The organism is Saccharopolyspora soli (assembly GCF_022678645.1).
GTDB classification, from domain to species: domain Bacteria; phylum Actinomycetota; class Actinomycetes; order Mycobacteriales; family Pseudonocardiaceae; genus Saccharopolyspora; species Saccharopolyspora soli.
Window position 1 is genome coordinate 149,872 of the sequence record NZ_JALBWV010000007.1, and the last position, 17,190, is coordinate 167,061.

The following is a 17,190-nucleotide window of genomic DNA, read 5'->3' on the forward strand; positions in this document are numbered from 1 at the left end:
GAGCGTGCCCGATGACCAGCGCCGAGGTGCTCGTCGATGCCTTCACCAGAATCCGCGAAGTGGTGCACGGGGCGGTCGCCGACCTCGATGCCGACCAGCTCGCGTTCCGCCTCGACGCCGAGGCCAACTCGATCGCGTGGCTGGTGTGGCACCTGACCCGAGTGCAGGACGACCACGTCTCGGACGTGGCCGGGACCGAACAGGTCTGGACCGCGCAGGACTGGCTGGGGCGCTTCGGGCTGCCGTTTCCGCAGGACGACATCGGCTACGGCCACGATCCCGACGAAGTCGCCGACGTCCGCGTCGACTCCGCCGAACTGCTGACCGGCTACCACGACGCGGTGTACGAGCAGACGGTCGAATACGTCCGGAACCTCACCGACGCGGACCTGGCCGAAGTCGTGGACACCGCGTGGCGGCCCCCAGTCACCCTGGGCGTGCGCCTGGTGAGCGTCGTCGCCGACGACCTACAGCACGCCGGTCAGGCAGCCTTCATCCAAGGCGTGCTGCAACGCCGCAGCTGAGCGCGTCGATCGCCGCTGGCTGGTGGCACCGCGGGTCCGGTATGACGGATAATCGCCGCATGACCGAGCGCAAGCCACCTGGTACGACGTTCGAATCATGGGTGGAAAAGCAGATCCGGACCGCTGCGGAGCGCGGCGCCTTCGACGACCTGCCTGGCGCGGGCAAGCCGCTGCCCGGTGCGGGCGCACCGGTCGAGGACCTGTGGTGGGTCAAGGATTACATCCGGCGCGAGGGGTTGTCCGGCGAGGCCCTGCTGCCGACCCCGTTGCAACTGCGCAAGGAGATCGAACGGCTGCCGGAGACCATTCGGGAGCTGACCACCGAGCAGGCCGTCCGCGACGTGGCGGCGGAGCTCAACCGCCGCATCGTCGAGCACCTGCGCGCACCGATCGGACCGCAGGTGGCCGTCCGCCCGGTGAACATCGACGACGTGGTCGAACAGTGGCGTGCTGCGGTGCCGAAGCCGTCCCAGCAGTCCGCGCCGCAGGCGGCAGGGCCTTCGACCCCGCGGAAGTCCCGGTGGTGGCACCGCTTCCGGCGGTGAGCCAGTCCACCAGCGATTTCCCATCTGCTGAGCGGCTTTGACGGCATCCTCGCGCGGTGCTTTCATCAGTGCCATGACGCTGGGACCGCTGCTCGTGCAGCGCGCGCACATCGACCTGTTGTGGGTCGCTTCCGCGGCTTGTCCGCGCGGTTGATCTCCCCTGCCCCGGCGTCGCACTCCAGCTCACCCGAACCCCCGGACGCCGGTGCGCCTTCGCCTCGCCGGTGACGTGCCGCCGAGGTGCGTTGTTCGCGCCGGTGTCGGCGGAAATCCCGTACCGGCACCGCGATGTGGGACGGAGACCTGTGTCATGACGCTGGGAGCTGCTTTCGGGGAGCCGACGGGGTCGGACTCCCCCGACGTTCGGCCGGTGGAGGGCGCGGTTGTCGAGGTGACCGCCCGGTTCGTCGTCGCCCGCCACGACCTGCCCGCGCTGCAACGGGATTTCGCCCGGAAGCTCCGCGCACTCGCGAACCTGCCGAACCAGTCCAATGTGGAAATCCAAACTGGACCGGAGGTGCCGCACCTGCGATCGCTGCCCACCCCGGCGGAGCCGGAACTGCGGATCCTGGTGGCGCCGCGCAAGGTGGTGCGCGCGGACGGAACGCTCGTCGAGCTGACTCGCTTGGAGTTCGACCTGCTGCTGTTCCTCTGCCAGAATCCGGGGCGGGTGCACCAGCGCGGGGCGCTGCTCAACGCCGTCTGGCACCTCAACAGCACCCCGAGCACCCGCACGGTCGACGTGCACATCCGCCGGATCCGCAGCAAGCTCGGGCCCGACCTGGACCTGATCACCACGGTGCGCGGGGTCGGGTACCGGCTGGACCGGACCACCGAGGTCAGCATCGAGCCCGATCCTTACGCGTCCTGAGCGCCGCAGGTGACGAGCCGGGCCGGATTGGGTAGCCGGGAGGCATGCCGAAGCGCAAGCGCGAGGACTACGAGCGGGGGCTGCCCGGCTACCACGACCCGATGGCCGGTTTCGCCGGAGCGCCCTACGCGCGAAGCGCACTCACCCTGCGGCTCTGGTTGGCCGGGTTCGGTCTGGTGTTCTGCGCGGTCGCGGCCGTGCTGGTGTTGCGGTCCAGTGCGGAGCTGGCGTGGCTGGGCTGGGTGCTGGCGGTGCTGGCCCTGATCGCCGCGGTCGACTTCGGCTGGGTGTTGCACCGCAAGCGCCGCGGCGAACCCGGCTGATGATCGAGCGCCCGATCACCAGCGTCGCTCCCCTTTGTCCACGGTGGAGCGGCGTTGACCGGGGGTGACCGGTTCGCGCATGCTGGTGCCCAACGATCGTCGGGCCGAATCCGGGTGGCACCAGTGAGTAGCCCTGTGTCAACGTCAGTGCTCATCAACGGCACCTCAGGGGACCGTGACGCAAGCCAGCCACCAGAAACCGCGAAACGGCAGATTGGGCGGAACGCGACCACCACTGAGAATCGCGGAGAGGCGGTACTGGAGGCGGACCAGTCATGAGCGTGGTGATCGGCATCGTGGTGCATGCGCGCCGCTTCGACATCTTCGAGCAAGCCGCGCGGACCGTGACCGGGGTGACCCTGCGCTGGGCCGTCTACCACCAGCAATCGGAGATCGGCGACCGCGTGCGCGAGTTGCTCGCGCAGCCGCGCATGGACGGCGTCCTGCTGGGCCTGCTGCCCTTCGAGTTGGCCCGCGACCTGCTCCCGGAGTCGGTGGTGGTGGCGGTCCCGCAGCCGTCCGCGTTGGACTTGGCGTTGGCGTTCGCGCGAATGCGCGCCGAGTTCCCGCTCGAAACACCGGTGAGCATCGACACCTTCGGACAGGAGATCGTCAACGAGGTCACCACCGCGCTGGGGGTGGACGCGACATCGCTGCCCTACGCGCCCGGACAACGGACTGCCGACATCGTCGAGCACCACCGGAGCGCGATGCGCGAACGCGGCGGTGTCGTCATCACCATGCGCATGGACGTGGCGGACCAGCTGCGCCCTGACGTGCCGGTCATCAACAGCAGCACCGTGCCCTCGACCGTCCGCGCCGATCTGCACGAGCTCGTGCTGCGGATCCATTCCGGACAGGCCAACGCCTTCCGGTTCACCGCGGGGATCTTCCAGGTGCGCGACCGTGCCAGCGAGATCGATGTCGAGCAAGCGCGGAGCGGCCTGACGAACCTGCTGCTGCACAATCCGGACATGGCCGGGGCGTGGGTGGAGAACCACGGGCGTCGCGGGCTGGTCGTCTTCGCGCACAAGGCGTTGTTCGAACGCGCCACCGCGCGCTGGCGGGTCGTGCCGATCCTGCGGCAGGCCGAGGAACTGCTGGGCATCAGCGCCGACGCGGGCTTCGGGATCGGCGGCTCGGCGCGCACCAGCGTCTCGCTCGCCGAACGCGCCGCGGCCCGCGCGGCGACGGAGTCCGAGCCGTCCGGATTTCTCATCGAGGACAACGGCGTGATCATCGGGCCGATGAACCGGGACCAGAGCCTGGCCGAGTTCACCTACCGAGACCACGGAGCGGCCCTGGAACGCCTCGCCCGCGACGCCGGACTCAGCCCCACCACGCTGTCCAGACTGGTAGCCGTCGAGCGCAACCTGCACGGCCGCCCGGTCGCACCGAGCGAATTGGCCGCACTGCTGGGAATCACCGATCCCAGCGGCCGCCGAGTGATCCGCAAACTGCAAGCCGCCGGTCTCGCCGTCGCCGAAGGCATCGCGCAACACGCCCGCAAAGGACGGCCCACTCGGCTGTACCGCCTCCGCCTGGACGACGCGCTGAGCGAGGACTGAATCCCACCGCCCGATCGGTAACACGCGCTTATCGCGAGGTGTTCAGTTTTTCGTTGCGATGCGTTGACCATTCAGTGGTCGTCGTGCATGCTCGCTGCACCACGAGAAAAGCACCAATTACGAACCTGGTTCGTTAGTGATCGCGCCGATCGCGGGCGATCGAGAGGGGTGCTGCCATGGACCGTCGAAGTCTGCTCAAGGCGATGCCGCTGCTCGCCGCGCCGGGACTGCTGGCCGGTTGTGGTCGCGCGGCGCTGGCTGGCGTGGTGCGCTTCGAGGGCTGGGATTACGAAGCCGGGCTGGTGCAGCAGAACGTGGACCGGTTCATGCGGCTCAACCCCGATGTTCCAGTCGAGTACACACCGATCACCAGCGCGCAGTTCATCCAGAAGATCACCGCCGAATTCATGGGCGGCGGCGGTCCGGACGTGCTCTACATGTACGACGATTCCCTGGCCGCCTCGGTGGAAGCCGAATACCTGCAACCGCTCGACGGAATCGCGGGCGTGGACGAGATCTACCAAGCGGCGTACCCGTCGGTCGCGGCGGCGATGACCTACCAGGGCAAGCGCTACGGACTGCCCTACTACACCGACTCCCAGGGCCTGGTCTACAACGCCGACCTGCTGCGCCGGGCCGGGATCAGCACGCCGCCCCGAACGCTCGACGAACTCGAAGCGCAGGCGTTGCGCATCAAGGCCGCCGGTCTGCTGGAATACCCGATCGGTTTGGCCGCGCAGCTCAGCGACACGGCGATGATGTGGATCTGGGCTTTGGTGCACGCCAACGAATCCGATCTGTTCGACCGGTCGCGGCCGGTGATGGCCCGTTCCGGCTCGGCGTTCGTCGCGATCCTGGAGTGGTTGCAACGCGCGACGCAGCGTTCTCGGGTGCTCGACCCAGCGTCCATCCAGACCCTGCCGGTTCCGCTGGACAACGCCATGATGGCCGGGCGGTACGCGTTCACCTTGGCGCCGCGCTATTCGCTGCGCAACTACAACAATCCCGAGAAATCGACCACGGCGGGCGCGATGCTGCTCGCCGCGGTGCCCACCCTCGACGGGCGCACCGAAGGCACCGCGAGCACCGCCCGGATGTACTGCCTGAGCAGGGAAACCGAGGTCCGCGACAAGGGCATTCGACTGCTGCACTACCTAGGCGGCTTCGACGAGCACGGGGTGCCCTACACCGCGAAGTTCTGGTTCGTCCAGCGCGGACTCGGCTTCGCCTACGACTCGTTGCGCGCGGATTCCGAAGTGGACGCCACACTGCGCAAGTTCGCCGATCCGACGGCGTATGCATACCTCGCGGAAGTCAGCCGGGCGCGCAGCATCCTGTCCGTGCCGTGGTACGCGGAATTCGAGGCGGCGCTGCAACGAGCAATGCAGCGGGTGCTCACCGGCGGCGCCGCGCCGAGCGCTGCCGCTGCGGAGCTGGACCGCGCGGCAGCGTCGTTGGCCAGCCGGTACGCATAGGGGGCGTGATGACGAGTGCGGAGTTGTCGGTGCGACGAGCCGACGCGAAGCGGGCTTACCTGCTCAACGCCCCCGCGATGGTCATCCTGTTCGCCCTGGTGGCCTATCCGATCGGCTATTCGCTGTGGGTGAGCCTGCACCAGTTCAACCTCAAGCGTCCCAAGGACATCGAGTTCATCGGGCTGGGCAACTACCTGACGCTCTGGCAGGATCCTGCTTTCCTGCAGTCGCTGCGCACCACCGGGCTGTTCGTGCTGGTCGTCGTGTCGATGACAGTGGTCCTGGCGCTCTCGCTGGCGATGGTGCTCAACGAGTCGTTCCTCGGCCGCGGACCGCTGCGGAGCCTGGCGCTGCTGCCGTGGGCCATGCCGGGGGTGGTCAACGGCCTGATGTGGCGGACCATCTTCGACGCGAAAACCGGTGCGCTCAACGGGTTGCTCACCGAACTCGGCCTGATCGACAGCTACCAGGCGTGGCTGGCCTCGCCGGTCGGCGCGTTCCTGCTCGCGGCCTTCGCCCAGGTCTGGAACATGTTGCCGTTCGCGGTGATCCTGCTGCTGGCCGGGCTTTCGGCGATCCCGTCGGACCTCTACGACGCGGCGCGGGTGGACCGCGCCGGGGTCGTGCAGCGGTTCCGCGAGGTGACCCTGCCCTGGTTGCTGCATCCGCTGCTGATCGTGCTGATCCTGGAAACGATGAACTCGTTCCGGGCCTTCGACACGATCTACGTGCTCACCGGCGGTGGTCCCGGCGAGGCGACGAACATCATCGCGGTGCTCAGCGTGCGCACCGCGTTGACCTACACCGACTTCGGGCTGGGCAGCGCTTACGCGTGGGTCATCACGCTGATCACGTTCGTGATCTCGGTCGGCTACGTCGCGGCCCTCTACCGGAAGGGGAACTTCGAGGTATGACTGGACATTCCCCGCCACTGCGCTACCGGATCCGGTGGAAGAAGATCTTTGTGACGGTGGCCGCGATCGCCTTCGCGGCGTACCTGTTCCTGCCGTTCTACTGGATCCTCGCGATGAGCTTCATGCGCGAGGTGGACGCGATCGCGGTGCCGCCGAACTGGATTCCGCCGAACCCGACGCTGGACAACTACGCCAGCTTCACCCAACCCGACCAGGTCGAGGTGCTGGTGGGCGGCCGGGCGATCAAGGAAACCCCGTACGCGCTGGGCAACAGCATGGTGGTCGCCACCTCGACGGCGCTGCTCAACCTGGTGCTGGCGGTGCCCGCCGCCTACGCCTTCTCCCGGCTGCGGTTCACCGGCAGCCGGTTCTTGCTGGTCGGCTACCTGGTGACCAGGATGGTGCCCAGCGTGGCGATCATCATCCCGTTCTACCTGATGATGCGCGCGCTCGGGTTGCTCGACACCTACTGGGCGCTGATCCTGTCGTACCTGACGTTCTCGCTGCCGGTCACGATCTGGGTGCTCAAGGACTTCTTCCGCACCGTGCCGCGGGAATTGGAGGACGCCGCGCGGATCGACCGCTGCGGTTGGCTGCGCACCATCTGGTCGGTGTTCCTGCCGGTCGCCGCGCCGGGTCTGGTGGCGGCCGCGGTGTTCTCCTTCATGACCGCCTGGAACGAGTTCATGTTCGCCCTGTTCATGACCTCCACCGAGGCGGCCAAGACGATGCCGGTGGTGGCGGCGAACTTCGCCACCGACATCAACACCCAGTTCACGCTGATGGCCGCCGCCGGGGTGGTCGCCGTGGTGCCGCCACTGGTGCTGGCGCTGTTCTTCCAGCGGTTGATCGTGCGCGGCATGGCCGCCGGATCGGTGAAGGGATGAGGGGCTGATGGCCGAGGTCCGATTGGCGAGCATCCGCAAGGCGTTCGGCGGCAACGTGGTCGTCGACGGGCTCGACCTCACGGTGTCCGATCGGGAGTTCCTGACGCTGGTCGGCCCGTCGGGTTGCGGCAAGTCGACCACGTTGCGGCTGGTCTCCGGGTTGGACCAGATGACCAGCGGGCAGGTGTACTTCGACGACCAGCCGGTGGGACATCTACCGCCGAACAAGCGCGACGTCGCGATGGTCTTCCAGAGCTACGCGCTGTACCCGCACCGGACGGTGGCGCAGAACATCGGGTTCGCGCTGCGCATGATGCGGGTGCCCAAGCCGGACATCGACCAGCGGGTGCACCGCACCGCCGAGGCGCTGAACATCTCGGAGCTGCTGGACCGCAAGCCCCGCGAGCTCTCCGGTGGCCAGCGGCAGCGGGTGGCGCTGGGCCGGGCGATCATCCGCGACGCCGGGGCATACCTGCTGGACGAGCCATTGTCCAATTTGGACGCCCAGCTGCGCGGCGACATGCGGGTGGAGCTCAAGCGCCTGCACGCGGAGCTCAACCGCACGTTCATCTACGTCACGCACGACCAGGTCGAGGCCATGACGATGTCGGACCGGATCGCGGTGCTCAACCACGGCGTCCTGCAGCAGTGCGCGCCGCCGGAGCAGATCTACCAGCGCCCGGCGAACACGTTCGTCGCGGCGTTCATGGGCAGTCCACCGATGAACTTCTTCACCGGCCAACTGGTGGACAGCGACGGAGAGCGCTTCTTCCGCGGCAAAGCCTGCGCCGTGCCGCTGACCCCCGAGGCCGCGCACGTCGCGCAGTCCCTGCCCGACGGCGAGGTGGTGCTCGGCATCCGGCCAGAGGACGTCACGTTGTCCAACGGCTCCGGTGCGCTGCGCGGCAAGGTCTTCGTGGCCGAGCCGCTGGGCGCGGACGTGCTGGTCACCGTCGACCTCGGCGGCGAACTGGTCAAATCCCGCGTCCCCGCGCCGTTTCGGACCAGCATCGACAGCACCGTTGGCGTGCTGCTCGATCCCGCTCGGATTCACCTGTTCTCCGCTGCTGACGGCACCGCACTGCACTCGCCGACCACCACATGAGAGGAGGCACAAATTGACTTGCGTGGCGGTGCGGGTAGCGGAACCTCAGAAGCCTTCTCGACTCCGGGATCCCCGACATCATGTATGCCGGTTCGAGCCCGTCCACAGCCCTTATCCGCGCGAACTCCAACTCCAGGAAGGTGCACATGACCAGGAATCCGGAGTCAGCCGACATCACCGTGGACCGCCCGCCGGATTTCGACGAGTTCTGGACCCAGTCGCAACGCCTGCTCGACGCGGTACCCGCCCAACCCCGGCTCACCCATCGACCGGACCTGTCCACCGACGCGGTCGAGGTGCACGAACTGCACTACACCAGCTACCAGGACGTCCGCATCGCCGCGTGGTGCACCGCGCCGACCGGCGCGTCCGGCAGGCTGCCAGCGGTCGCGCACATCCCCGGCTACATCTCCGAGCCGTCGATCCTGAAGTCCTGGTCCCGGCGCGGCTACGTCACGGTCGGGCTGGCACCGCGCGGCAAACTGCGCTCCAACACCGCGGTCAACCCCGGATATCCGGGCCTGCTGACGCAGCACATCATCGACCGGTTCAGCTACGGTTACCGCGGTTTCTACCTCGACGTGATCCGCGGTCTCGACGTGCTCGCCCAACTGCCGCTGGTGGATCCCGACCGGATCGGGGTGTTCGGTTCCAGCCAGGGCGGCGGGCTCGGCATCATGGCCTCAGCGCTGCGGCCGGAGCTGGTCAAGTGCGTCGCCTCGGGCGCCCCGTACCTGTGCGGCATCATGGCCGCGACCCGGTTGACGCATTCCTACCCCTACGAGGAGATCACCGAATACCTGCGCGTCCACCCGGACCACGAACCACTGGTGGCCGAGACGGCGGAATACTACGACGGCTTGAACTTCGCACCGCAGGTGACCTCCCCGGCGCTGGTCCACTTGGGACTGCGCGACGACGTGTGCCCACCGGAGACCGGCTACGCGGTGTACCGGAAGTTGGCCGGTCCCAAGCAGTTGCTCACCTACGCCCGATCCGCGCACGACGCGGGCCGACGCTTGGTGGAACCCAAGATAAGGGACTTCATCGACGGTTTTCTGCAACCGGTGGAGGCGCACTGATGCGATTCGACGAGTACTGGCGGCAGGTCGACACCGAGCTGGCGGGGTTCCCGGCCCGGCCGTCGCTGACCCCGACCCCGGCCCGTTCAACGGCCGATTTCACCGGTTTCGAGGTGCGGCTGACCGGCCTCGCCTCGTACCGGCTGTTCGGCTACCTCAGCGTTCCCACCGGCAGCGGCCCGTTCCCGGCGCTGCTGGAGACGCCGCGCCACGGGAGCGTCAACCACGTCCCCGACTACCAGGACCGGATGCGGTACGTGGTGTTCACCGCGATGCATCGCGGACAGCGGCTCGCGGACAGTCCGTTCGCCGCGTCGTACCCCGGCCTGTTCACCCTCGGCATCGACGCGCCGGAGACGTTCATCTACCGCGGTATCGTGGCGGACTGCCTGCGCGCCGCCGAATTCCTCTTCGACCGCCCCGAGATCGACCCGCAGCGGGTCGGCATTTCCGGCGATGACCTCGCACTGCTCACCGCCGCTCGGCGGCCGGGCTTCGCCGCGATCCGGGTGACCGGACCGCTGCTGCACCAACCGCTGACCCGTCGGCACGGCACTGACGAATACCCGCTGGAAGAGCTCAACGACCGGCTCCGGCACCGCCCGGACGACGAATCCGCCCTCGCCGAAACGCTTTCGCTGTTCGAACCGACCCGGCACGCGACGGCCATCAAGGCGCGCACGCTGCTCGCCACCTCCGATCCGTCGCCGTGGCACGAATCGCTGCTCACCGCGCTCGCGCCGGAAACCTACTCGCGCACCGACGACGAAGCCGACGACGCGGTGGAACTGGACGCGTGGCTGGCCCGCTGCCTGGGTGTCGAGCCCCGGTCCCGGTTTCTGGATGATGCCCGATGAACGCCGCGATCTACCGCAAACTGGGCGTCCGACCGGTGATCAACGCGGCTGCCACGCTGACCCGGCTGGGCGGTTCGCTGATCGCGCCACCGGCTGTCGAGGCGATGGTCGAGGCCGCCGGGCACTTCATCGACCTGGGAGAACTGCACCGGGGTGTGGGCGCCAGGCTGGCGGAGTTGACCCGCAACGAAGCCGGATACGTCAGCTGCGGGGCCGCGGCGGGGATCACGCTCGCGGTGGCCAGCTGCATGACGGGCACCAACCCTGATCTGGTCGAGTCCTTTCCCTCGATGAAGGGCGTTTCCCGTACCGAGGTGGCGATCTTCCGGGGCCACCGCAACCCGTACGACTACGCCGCCCGCCACTTCGGCGCCGAGGTGGTCGAGTTCGACGCGACATCGGAGTCGTTGCGCGCCACGATCGGTTCCCGAACGGCCTGCGTGCTCTGGTTCGCTGGCGCGCACTACGCGGCCGGGGCGCCCGAGTTCGCCGAGGTGCTCGAAGTCGCACGGAACCGGGGCGTGCCGGTGCTGGTCGATGCGGCGGCGCAGATCCCACCGATCGCTTCGCTGTGGCATTACACCGCCGAACTCGGGGCGGACGCGGTGCTCGTCAGCGGCGGCAAAGGTCTGCGCGGCCCGCAGTCCAGCGGCCTGGTGCTGGGCCGCCGCGACATCATCGAAGGCTGCCGGATGCACGGCTGCCCGAACCACGCCATCGGGCGCAGCATGAAGGTCGGCAAGGAAGAACTCCTCGGCCTGCTCACCGCGGTCGAAACCGCACTGGACCAAGACGAAACAGCGCTGCTCGCCGCCTACGAACGAACCGTTGAGCGGTGGATCGAAGGACTGCGCGATCTGCCAGGGGTGACGGTGACCCGTGGCTACCCCAGCGAGGCAGGTCAGCCGCACGGCCGAGCGCTGCTGCGGCTGGCACCGGACAGCGGCTGGACTCGCGAAGCCCTGGTCGATGCCCTCTGGGATCGCGATCCCCGCATCGCCGTCGGTCTCACCGACGACGCCATCGCCTTGAACCCCCAAACGCTGGCCCCCGGCGAAGATCGTCTCGTCCTCCAAGCACTCCACGAACTACTCCGCCCCTGACCCACCGCAGGGCCCGAGCGCGTCCTTCGCCGCTGGCAAGGTGTTGACAAGGTTGCGCAAGGTTGGCAAGTATTGGCGCGCTCCGGTCGGCCGACCGGAGCGGATCGTCTGCGATGGAGCGGAGCTGCGATGGCGCCGACCTTGACCGATGTCGCCAAACGGGCCAACGTCGCGCTGTCCACCGCTTCCCGCGCCTTCAGCGATCCGCGCCGCCTCGGGTCCGAAACCTTGCGCAAGGTGCTCGCCGCCGCGCAGGAGATCGGCTACGACCCCGGCTCCGGCAGACAGACCGATAGCGCGCCCGAGCCGCGCACCAGCACGGTCGCGATCGTGGTGCCGGACATCGCCAACCCGATCTTCGGCGCGTTCGTCAAGGCCGCGCAGGGCGAGGTCTGGCGCGGCAGGCAGACGCTCGTGCTGCACGACACCGACTTCGCGCCGGAGCGGGAGCGCGAGGCGATCGGCCACCTGCGCACCAAGGCCGACGCCATCGTGATGTGCTCGGCTCGACTGGAGGCGGAGGAGATCATCGAACTCTGCGGCCGAACCCCGGTCCTGCTGGTCAACCGGGAGGCCGAGGGCACCGACTGCATCCTGGCCGACGCCGCCGACGGCCTGCGCCAGACGATCGACTACCTGGCCGCACTCGGCCACACCCGGATCGCTTACGTGCAGGGTTCGGAGCACTCCTGGTCCAACCGCCGCCGGGTCGCCCTGGTCCGCACGCTGACCGCCGAGGCCGGGCTCGAACTGGCGGTCCTCGGCTGGCAGTCCGAGACCGTGGCAGGTGGCGCGGCCGCCGCGGCGAGCGTGGTGGCCTCGGGCGCATCCGCGGCGATCACGCACAACGACCTCGTCGCCTTCGGCGTCATCGAAGGCGCCCGAGCGCTCGGCGTGGAGGTGCCCGCCGGGCTCAGCGTGGTGGGCATCGACGACATCTCGCTCGCCGAGGTGTCCCGCCCGTCGCTGACCAGCATCGCGGTGCCCTGGGCCAGGGCGGGATCGCTGAGCCTGGAACTGCTCGGGCCGGTGCTGGCCGGTGACCGGCGCCTGCCCCGCAAGCATCGGTTGCCCACCCAGCTCGTGGTGCGCGGTTCGACCGGCCCGGCCCCCGCGCGCTGAAACCGTTCCACCGAGGAGTCCCATGAACAACCCTGGTCTGCACGTCGTCGTCGCCGAAGCGAACCTGGTTCCGCTGCGCGCGGAACTGGAGGCGGCGTTGCCGCCGGGCACCGATGTGCAATGGGTCCACGACGCCACTGCGGAGACCGTCGAAGCCGCCGTCGCGACGGCTGATGTGTTGATCTCCCAACGGGTTTCCAAGGAACTGGCGGCTGCGGCCAAGCGGCTGAGGTTGGTGCACGCCCCTGGTGCGGGCACCGAGAAGATCGAGGTGGACGCGTTGCCGCCGGGTGTGGTGGTCGCCAACACCTTCCACCACGAAGACGCCATCGCCGAGCACGTCGTCGCCGCGAGCATCATGTTGCGGCGCGGCTTCCTCCGGCAGGACACCGCACTGCGCAAGGGAATCTGGGAATCCCCCGTGCACGACCGCCGACTGCCGTGGCCGAGCACGCTCGCCGACGCCACTGTTGGTTTCGTCGGGTTCGGCCACATCGGCGCGACAGCGTGGGAGCGCCTGCGGATCTTCGGTGCGCGCGGTGTGGCGGTCACCCGCCGCGGTCAGGCCGATCCGGCCGCTGGTCTGACCTGGGTGGCCACCAACGATGAGCTCCACGCGCTGCTCGCGGAATCCGACATCGTGGTGGTGTCAGCCCCGCTCAACGCCGAGACGACGGGCCTGATCGGTGCCGCCGAGTTGGCCCGGATGGGCTCGGACGCGGTGCTGGTCAACATCGGCCGGGGTCCGCTGGTCGACGAGGAAGCGCTGTACAACGCGTTGCGCGACGGCGTGATCGGCGGCGCTGCGATCGACGTCTGGTACCAGTACCCGACCGGCGGCAATTCCGCCGCGCCCAGTCGATTCCCCTTCCACGAGTTGGAGAACGTGCTGATGACACCGCACTCGTCCGGGATCGCCCGGCAGACCTTCGCCCACCGGGTCGCCGACATCGCGGCGAACATCCACCGCTTCGCGGCAGGCGAACCGGTGCGCAACGTGGTGGCCGGAGGCTCGCATGAGTGACGACGCCCAGTTCCGCGCGGATGCCGCGCGCGGCACCGACCGCATCGTTGCCGCCGAGGTCATCGTCAGCAGTCCGAGCCGCAACTTCGTCACCCTCAAGATCACCACCGCCGACGGCGTCATCGGGTGGGGCGACGCCACGCTCAACGGCCGCGAACTCGCGGTGGCGTCCTACCTGCGCGACCACGTCGCGCCGCTGCTGATCGGCCGCGACCCGGCGCGCATCGAGGACACCTGGCAGTACCTCTACCGCGGCGCGTACTGGCGGCGCGGGCCGGTCACCATGACCTCCATCGGCGCGGTGGACATCGCGTTGTGGGACATCAAGGGCAAAGTCACCGGGCAACCGGTCTACCAGCTGCTCGGCGGCGCGGTCCGGGACCACGTCCTGGCCTACACGCACGCCACCGGCTGGGACGTGCCCGCGCTGCTGGACTCCGTGGACGCGGTGCGCGAACGCGGCTTCCAGGCAGTCCGGGTGCAGACCGGGGTGCCCGGCCTGGGCACCGTCTACGGCGTGAGCGAGGCCGCCGCGTACGAGCCCGCTGGGCGCGGTGCCGTTCCGACGGAAGAGATCTGGGACACCGACGCCTACCTGCGACACGTCCCGGTCGCGCTGGCCGCCGCGCGGGAGCACGTCGGCCCGGAACTGAAGCTGCTGCACGACGCCCACCACCGGCTCACCCCCGGCCAAGCCGCCCGGCTCGGCCGCAGCGTCGAAGACGTGGACCTGTTCTGGCTGGAGGACGTCACTCCGGCGGAGAACCAGGAGGTGCTGCGGCACGTCCGCAACCACACCACGGTGCCGCTGGCGATCGGCGAGGTGTTCAACACCGTCTGGGAATGCCAGTCGTTGATCATCGAGCAGCTGATCGACTTCGTGCGCACCTGCGTCACCCACGCGGGAGGGATCAGCCACCTGCGCCGGATCGCCGCGCTCGCGGATCTCTGGCAGGTCAAGCTGGGGCCGCACGGTCCTTCGGACGTCTCGCCGATCGCCCTGGCCGCATCCGTCCACGTTGGACTGTCCACGCCGAACTTCGCGATCCATGAGTACATGGGCTATCCGGACGTGGTGCACGAGGTGTTCCGGCATTCGTGGAGCTGCACCGAGGGGCAGCTGCATCCGGGCGACGCACCGGGTGTCGGCATCGAGGTCGACGAGGAGCTGGCCGCCCGATTCCCCTACGAACGAGCCTATCTGCCGGTCGCGCGCCGCCGCGACGGGTCGATGACCGATTGGTGAGCCATGAACCGCCTCAACGCCACGACGACTCCGGACAGCGCGCTGCTGCACCGCCGTACCCTGCGCGAGACGGGCATCGTCCACTTGGGACTCGGCAACTTCCACCGAGCCCACCAGGCCGTGTTCACCGCGGCCGCGCTCGACCACACCGACGGCCCGTGGGGCATCCTCGGGGTGGCGAGCCGTTCGGGCCGAGTCGTCGATGCCATGCACGAGCAGGACTTGCGCTACAGCGTCGTCGAGATCTCCCCGCAAGACACCCGGATCGTCGTTCCCGCAGTGCACACCGGCGCATTCGTCGCGGCCCAGCAGCCCGAGGCGGTGCTCGACGCGATCGCCGCACCGGGCACGGCGATCGTCACGCTCACCGTCACCGAGAACGGTTACACCTACTCACCACGCACCCGCGGACTGGACTTCGACAACCCAGCCGTGCGCGCAGACCTCAGCGGTGCGTCGCCGACGACCACGATCGGCCAGCTCACCCGCGCGTTGCAGCGCAGGCTCCGCGCGCACGCCGCCCCGATCACGATCCTCAGCTGCGACAACCTGACCGGCAACGGCACCCACACGGCCCGCCTGGTGCGCGAGTTCGCCGCCGCGTTGCCCGCCGATGAGCGGGATGAGCTCACCGCGTGGTTGGCCGAAGCGGTGACCTTCCCCAATTCGATGGTCGACCGGATCGTCCCGGCCACCACCGACGCCTACCAGGCGGCGGTCGCCGAGCAGCTCGGGCTGTGCGACACGGTGCCGGTACCGGCCGAACCGTTCAGCATGTGGGTGCTGGAAGACGACTTCGCCGCAGGGCGACCACGTTGGGAGCACGGCGGTGCGCGGTTCACGGCCGATGTCGTGCCGTACGAACTGCTCAAGCTGCGGCTGCTCAACGGCACCCACTCGCTGATCGCCTACCTCGGCGCGCTCTCCGGCTGCGACACGATCGCCGCGTCCACCGCGCAGCCGTTCGTCGCCGAAGCGGCGCGGCGCGTGCTGTGCGAGGACTACCTGCCGACCATCGCGGTCCCCGCCGACATCGACATCGACGACTACATCGCGCAGCTGTTCGACAGGTGGGGCAACACCGCGCTGGGCCACCGCACCCGGCAGGTCGGTTCGGACGGATCGGCCAAGCTCGCCCAGCGAATACCGGATGCAGCCCTGCGACACCTGCGCGCTGGCCGGGTGCCGCAGCACCTGGCGCTCACCGTGGCGGCGTACCTGTGCTGCATGGCCCCACCGGAGGGCTTCGAGGCCGGACCGCACGCCGCGGCGATGGCCGACCCGAATCGGGCCTCGCTGGTCGCCGCTGCCGAACGAACCGGGTCCACCGCCGCGTTCGTCACCGAGGTCTTCCGCAGCGGATTGCTCGGCGACGAGTTGGCCACGCGCACCGAGTTCGTCAGCCGGGTCGCCGAATTCGTCGACATCATCGCGGTGCACGGTCCGGCCGCAGCCGCCGCCGAAGCCGCCGACCAGGAACCAGCATCCGCCTGGAGGACGTGAACCATGACTACTCCCGAATCAACCCGCGGTGCGGTGCTGCACGCCGCCGGTGACCTGCGCATCGAAGAAGTTCCACTGCCGCGGCTGGGCCCGGACGACGTGCTCGTCCAAGTCGACGCCGTCGGCGTCTGCGGCTCTGACATGCACTACTTCGCCGACGGCCGCAACGGGCAGAACGTGCTGCGCCAACCGACCGTGCTGGGGCACGAATCCTCCGGGACCGTCCTCGCAACCGGCTCAGCCGGGTCGTTGGCCCCTGGAACCCGCGTCGCGGTGGAACCCGCGGTCGGCTGCGGCTCGTGCCCGACGTGCCGTTCGGGCCGCTACAACCTGTGCCCGACGGGCACCTGCTTCGGCTCGCCACCCACCCACGGCACGTTCGCCGAACACGTCGTCGCGCCGAGCCGAGCTGTGCACCCGCTGCCCGACGCCATCGGCCTGGAGGTCGGTTCGCTCATCGAGCCGCTCGCCGTCGCGGTGTGGGCGGTCCAGCGCGCCGACGTCCACTTCGGACACCGCGTGCTGATCACCGGAGCAGGTCCGATCGGCATCCTCGCCATGCAGGTCGCGCTGGCCGCTGGAGCCACCGAGGTGGTGGTCACCGACATCAACGGCGCCCGGCTCGCGCACGCCGCCGAGCTCGGCGCCACCGACGTGATCAACACCGCCGAGCAGGCCCCGGACCTTTCCGGAATGGATCGGCTGCTGGAGTGCTCCGGACATCCGGCCGCGCTCTGGCAAGGCATCCGGACGCTCGGGCCGGGGACCCGCGCGACCGTCGTCGGGCAGGCATCGCCGCAGGTCGACGGACTGCCGCTGGCCCACCTGCAACGTTGGGAGATCGACCTGGGCTGCGCGTTCCGCTACGCGCACGCCTTCCCCACCGCGATCGACCTGGCCGCCAGCGGCCGGGTCGATCTGACACGCCTGCTCACCGGCCGGTACCCATTGGACCGGACCGCCGACGCGCTGCGCGCGCCGCAGCAGGACCCCACCCACCTCAAGGTCGTCGTCCGCCCCGCGGACCGAACCCGCTGACCC

The 17,190-nt window shown here is 69.1% G+C and carries 17 protein-coding genes; all 17 read left to right on the top strand.

What is annotated here, in order from left to right; all coding sequences use genetic code 11:
* The first annotated feature begins 11 nt into the window (after positions 1-11).
* The 17 genes from MOQ72_RS07750 to MOQ72_RS07830 all read left to right on the top strand — a co-directional run bounded on the left by MOQ72_RS07750 (position 12) and on the right by MOQ72_RS07830 (position 17,187).
* Positions 12-524: a mycothiol transferase gene (locus tag MOQ72_RS07750; protein ID WP_242181448.1), complete on the top strand. Its 513-nt coding sequence runs from the start codon at positions 12-14 to the stop codon at positions 522-524.
* Positions 525-583: 59 nt separating this feature from the next.
* Positions 584-1,069 (top strand): DnaJ family domain-containing protein, encoded by a 486-nt coding sequence (locus MOQ72_RS07755; protein WP_242181449.1) that lies wholly within the window; start codon positions 584-586, stop codon positions 1,067-1,069.
* A 310-nt stretch (positions 1,070-1,379) separates the two neighbouring features.
* Positions 1,380-1,940 (top strand): winged helix-turn-helix domain-containing protein, encoded by a 561-nt coding sequence (locus MOQ72_RS07760; protein WP_242181450.1) that lies wholly within the window; start codon positions 1,380-1,382, stop codon positions 1,938-1,940.
* Positions 1,941-1,984: 44 nt separating this feature from the next.
* Positions 1,985-2,263 (top strand): DUF6343 family protein, encoded by a 279-nt coding sequence (locus MOQ72_RS07765; protein ID WP_242181451.1) that lies wholly within the window; start codon positions 1,985-1,987, stop codon positions 2,261-2,263.
* A gap of 275 nt (positions 2,264-2,538) precedes the next feature.
* Complete coding sequence (locus tag MOQ72_RS07770; RefSeq protein WP_242181452.1) at positions 2,539-3,831, top strand: helix-turn-helix domain-containing protein; 1,293 nt, start codon at positions 2,539-2,541, stop codon at positions 3,829-3,831.
* A 176-nt stretch (positions 3,832-4,007) separates the two neighbouring features.
* Positions 4,008-5,306 (top strand): ABC transporter substrate-binding protein, encoded by a 1,299-nt coding sequence (locus MOQ72_RS07775; RefSeq protein WP_242181453.1) that lies wholly within the window; start codon positions 4,008-4,010, stop codon positions 5,304-5,306.
* Between the two features lie 8 nt (positions 5,307-5,314).
* Positions 5,315-6,220 (top strand): carbohydrate ABC transporter permease, encoded by a 906-nt coding sequence (locus MOQ72_RS07780; RefSeq protein WP_242181454.1) that lies wholly within the window; start codon positions 5,315-5,317, stop codon positions 6,218-6,220.
* A complete protein-coding gene (locus MOQ72_RS07785) occupies positions 6,217-7,107 on the top strand; it encodes a carbohydrate ABC transporter permease (protein WP_242181455.1) in 891 nt (296 codons plus the stop codon). The genes MOQ72_RS07780 and MOQ72_RS07785 overlap by 4 nt, the downstream gene beginning before the upstream one ends.
* A 7-nt stretch (positions 7,108-7,114) precedes the next feature.
* On the top strand, positions 7,115-8,212 hold the full coding sequence (locus MOQ72_RS07790; RefSeq protein WP_242181456.1) for an ABC transporter ATP-binding protein: 1,098 nt from the start codon (positions 7,115-7,117) through the stop codon (positions 8,210-8,212).
* 146 nt (positions 8,213-8,358) lie between these two features.
* Positions 8,359-9,294, top strand: a complete 936-nt coding sequence (locus MOQ72_RS07795) for an acetylxylan esterase (RefSeq protein ID WP_242181457.1) — start codon at positions 8,359-8,361, stop codon at positions 9,292-9,294.
* Positions 9,294-10,151: an acetylxylan esterase gene (locus tag MOQ72_RS07800; protein ID WP_242181458.1), complete on the top strand. Its 858-nt coding sequence runs from the start codon at positions 9,294-9,296 to the stop codon at positions 10,149-10,151. The genes MOQ72_RS07795 and MOQ72_RS07800 overlap by 1 nt, the downstream gene beginning before the upstream one ends.
* On the top strand, positions 10,148-11,254 hold the full coding sequence (locus tag MOQ72_RS07805; RefSeq protein ID WP_242181459.1) for an aminotransferase class V-fold PLP-dependent enzyme: 1,107 nt from the start codon (positions 10,148-10,150) through the stop codon (positions 11,252-11,254). The genes MOQ72_RS07800 and MOQ72_RS07805 overlap by 4 nt, the downstream gene beginning before the upstream one ends.
* A gap of 129 nt (positions 11,255-11,383) precedes the next feature.
* Positions 11,384-12,376, top strand: coding sequence for a LacI family DNA-binding transcriptional regulator (locus tag MOQ72_RS07810; protein WP_242181460.1), 993 nt, complete (start codon positions 11,384-11,386; stop codon positions 12,374-12,376).
* A 22-nt stretch (positions 12,377-12,398) separates the two neighbouring features.
* Positions 12,399-13,400 carry a 2-hydroxyacid dehydrogenase gene (locus MOQ72_RS07815; protein ID WP_242181461.1) on the top strand — a complete coding sequence of 334 codons (1,002 nt, stop codon included), beginning with the start codon at positions 12,399-12,401 and terminating at the stop codon, positions 13,398-13,400.
* A complete protein-coding gene (gene manD, locus MOQ72_RS07820; protein WP_242181462.1) occupies positions 13,393-14,646 on the top strand; it encodes a D-mannonate dehydratase ManD in 1,254 nt (417 codons plus the stop codon). Before MOQ72_RS07815 ends, manD begins: the two co-directional genes overlap by 8 nt.
* Before the next feature lie 3 nt (positions 14,647-14,649).
* Complete coding sequence (locus MOQ72_RS07825; RefSeq protein ID WP_242181463.1) at positions 14,650-16,149, top strand: mannitol dehydrogenase family protein; 1,500 nt, start codon at positions 14,650-14,652, stop codon at positions 16,147-16,149.
* A gap of 3 nt (positions 16,150-16,152) precedes the next feature.
* On the top strand, positions 16,153-17,187 hold the full coding sequence (locus MOQ72_RS07830) for an NAD(P)-dependent alcohol dehydrogenase (RefSeq protein WP_242181464.1): 1,035 nt from the start codon (positions 16,153-16,155) through the stop codon (positions 17,185-17,187).
* Positions 17,188-17,190: the final 3 nt, after the last annotated feature.

Bases quoted from the DNA above. Each gene is read 5' to 3' on its own strand.
- MOQ72_RS07825 (WP_242181463.1), top strand. From the start codon at position 14,650: ATGAACCGCCTCAACGCCACGACGACTCCGGACAGCGCGCTGCTGCAC.
- MOQ72_RS07765 (WP_242181451.1), top strand. From the start codon at position 1,985: ATGCCGAAGCGCAAGCGCGAGGACTACGAGCGGGGGCTGCCCGGCTAC.
- manD (WP_242181462.1), top strand. From the start codon at position 13,393: ATGAGTGACGACGCCCAGTTCCGCGCGGATGCCGCGCGCGGCACCGAC.
- MOQ72_RS07790 (WP_242181456.1), top strand. From the start codon at position 7,115: ATGGCCGAGGTCCGATTGGCGAGCATCCGCAAGGCGTTCGGCGGCAAC.
- MOQ72_RS07830 (WP_242181464.1), top strand. From the start codon at position 16,153: ATGACTACTCCCGAATCAACCCGCGGTGCGGTGCTGCACGCCGCCGGT.
- MOQ72_RS07815 (WP_242181461.1), top strand. From the start codon at position 12,399: ATGAACAACCCTGGTCTGCACGTCGTCGTCGCCGAAGCGAACCTGGTT.
- MOQ72_RS07770 (WP_242181452.1), top strand. From the start codon at position 2,539: ATGAGCGTGGTGATCGGCATCGTGGTGCATGCGCGCCGCTTCGACATC.
- MOQ72_RS07755 (WP_242181449.1), top strand. From the start codon at position 584: ATGACCGAGCGCAAGCCACCTGGTACGACGTTCGAATCATGGGTGGAA.
- MOQ72_RS07760 (WP_242181450.1), top strand. From the start codon at position 1,380: ATGACGCTGGGAGCTGCTTTCGGGGAGCCGACGGGGTCGGACTCCCCC.
- MOQ72_RS07785 (WP_242181455.1), top strand. From the start codon at position 6,217: ATGACTGGACATTCCCCGCCACTGCGCTACCGGATCCGGTGGAAGAAG.
- MOQ72_RS07750 (WP_242181448.1), top strand. From the start codon at position 12: ATGACCAGCGCCGAGGTGCTCGTCGATGCCTTCACCAGAATCCGCGAA.
- MOQ72_RS07775 (WP_242181453.1), top strand. From the start codon at position 4,008: ATGGACCGTCGAAGTCTGCTCAAGGCGATGCCGCTGCTCGCCGCGCCG.
- MOQ72_RS07795 (WP_242181457.1), top strand. From the start codon at position 8,359: ATGACCAGGAATCCGGAGTCAGCCGACATCACCGTGGACCGCCCGCCG.
- MOQ72_RS07780 (WP_242181454.1), top strand. From the start codon at position 5,315: ATGACGAGTGCGGAGTTGTCGGTGCGACGAGCCGACGCGAAGCGGGCT.
- MOQ72_RS07810 (WP_242181460.1), top strand. From the start codon at position 11,384: ATGGCGCCGACCTTGACCGATGTCGCCAAACGGGCCAACGTCGCGCTG.
- MOQ72_RS07805 (WP_242181459.1), top strand. From the start codon at position 10,148: ATGAACGCCGCGATCTACCGCAAACTGGGCGTCCGACCGGTGATCAAC.
- MOQ72_RS07800 (WP_242181458.1), top strand. From the start codon at position 9,294: ATGCGATTCGACGAGTACTGGCGGCAGGTCGACACCGAGCTGGCGGGG.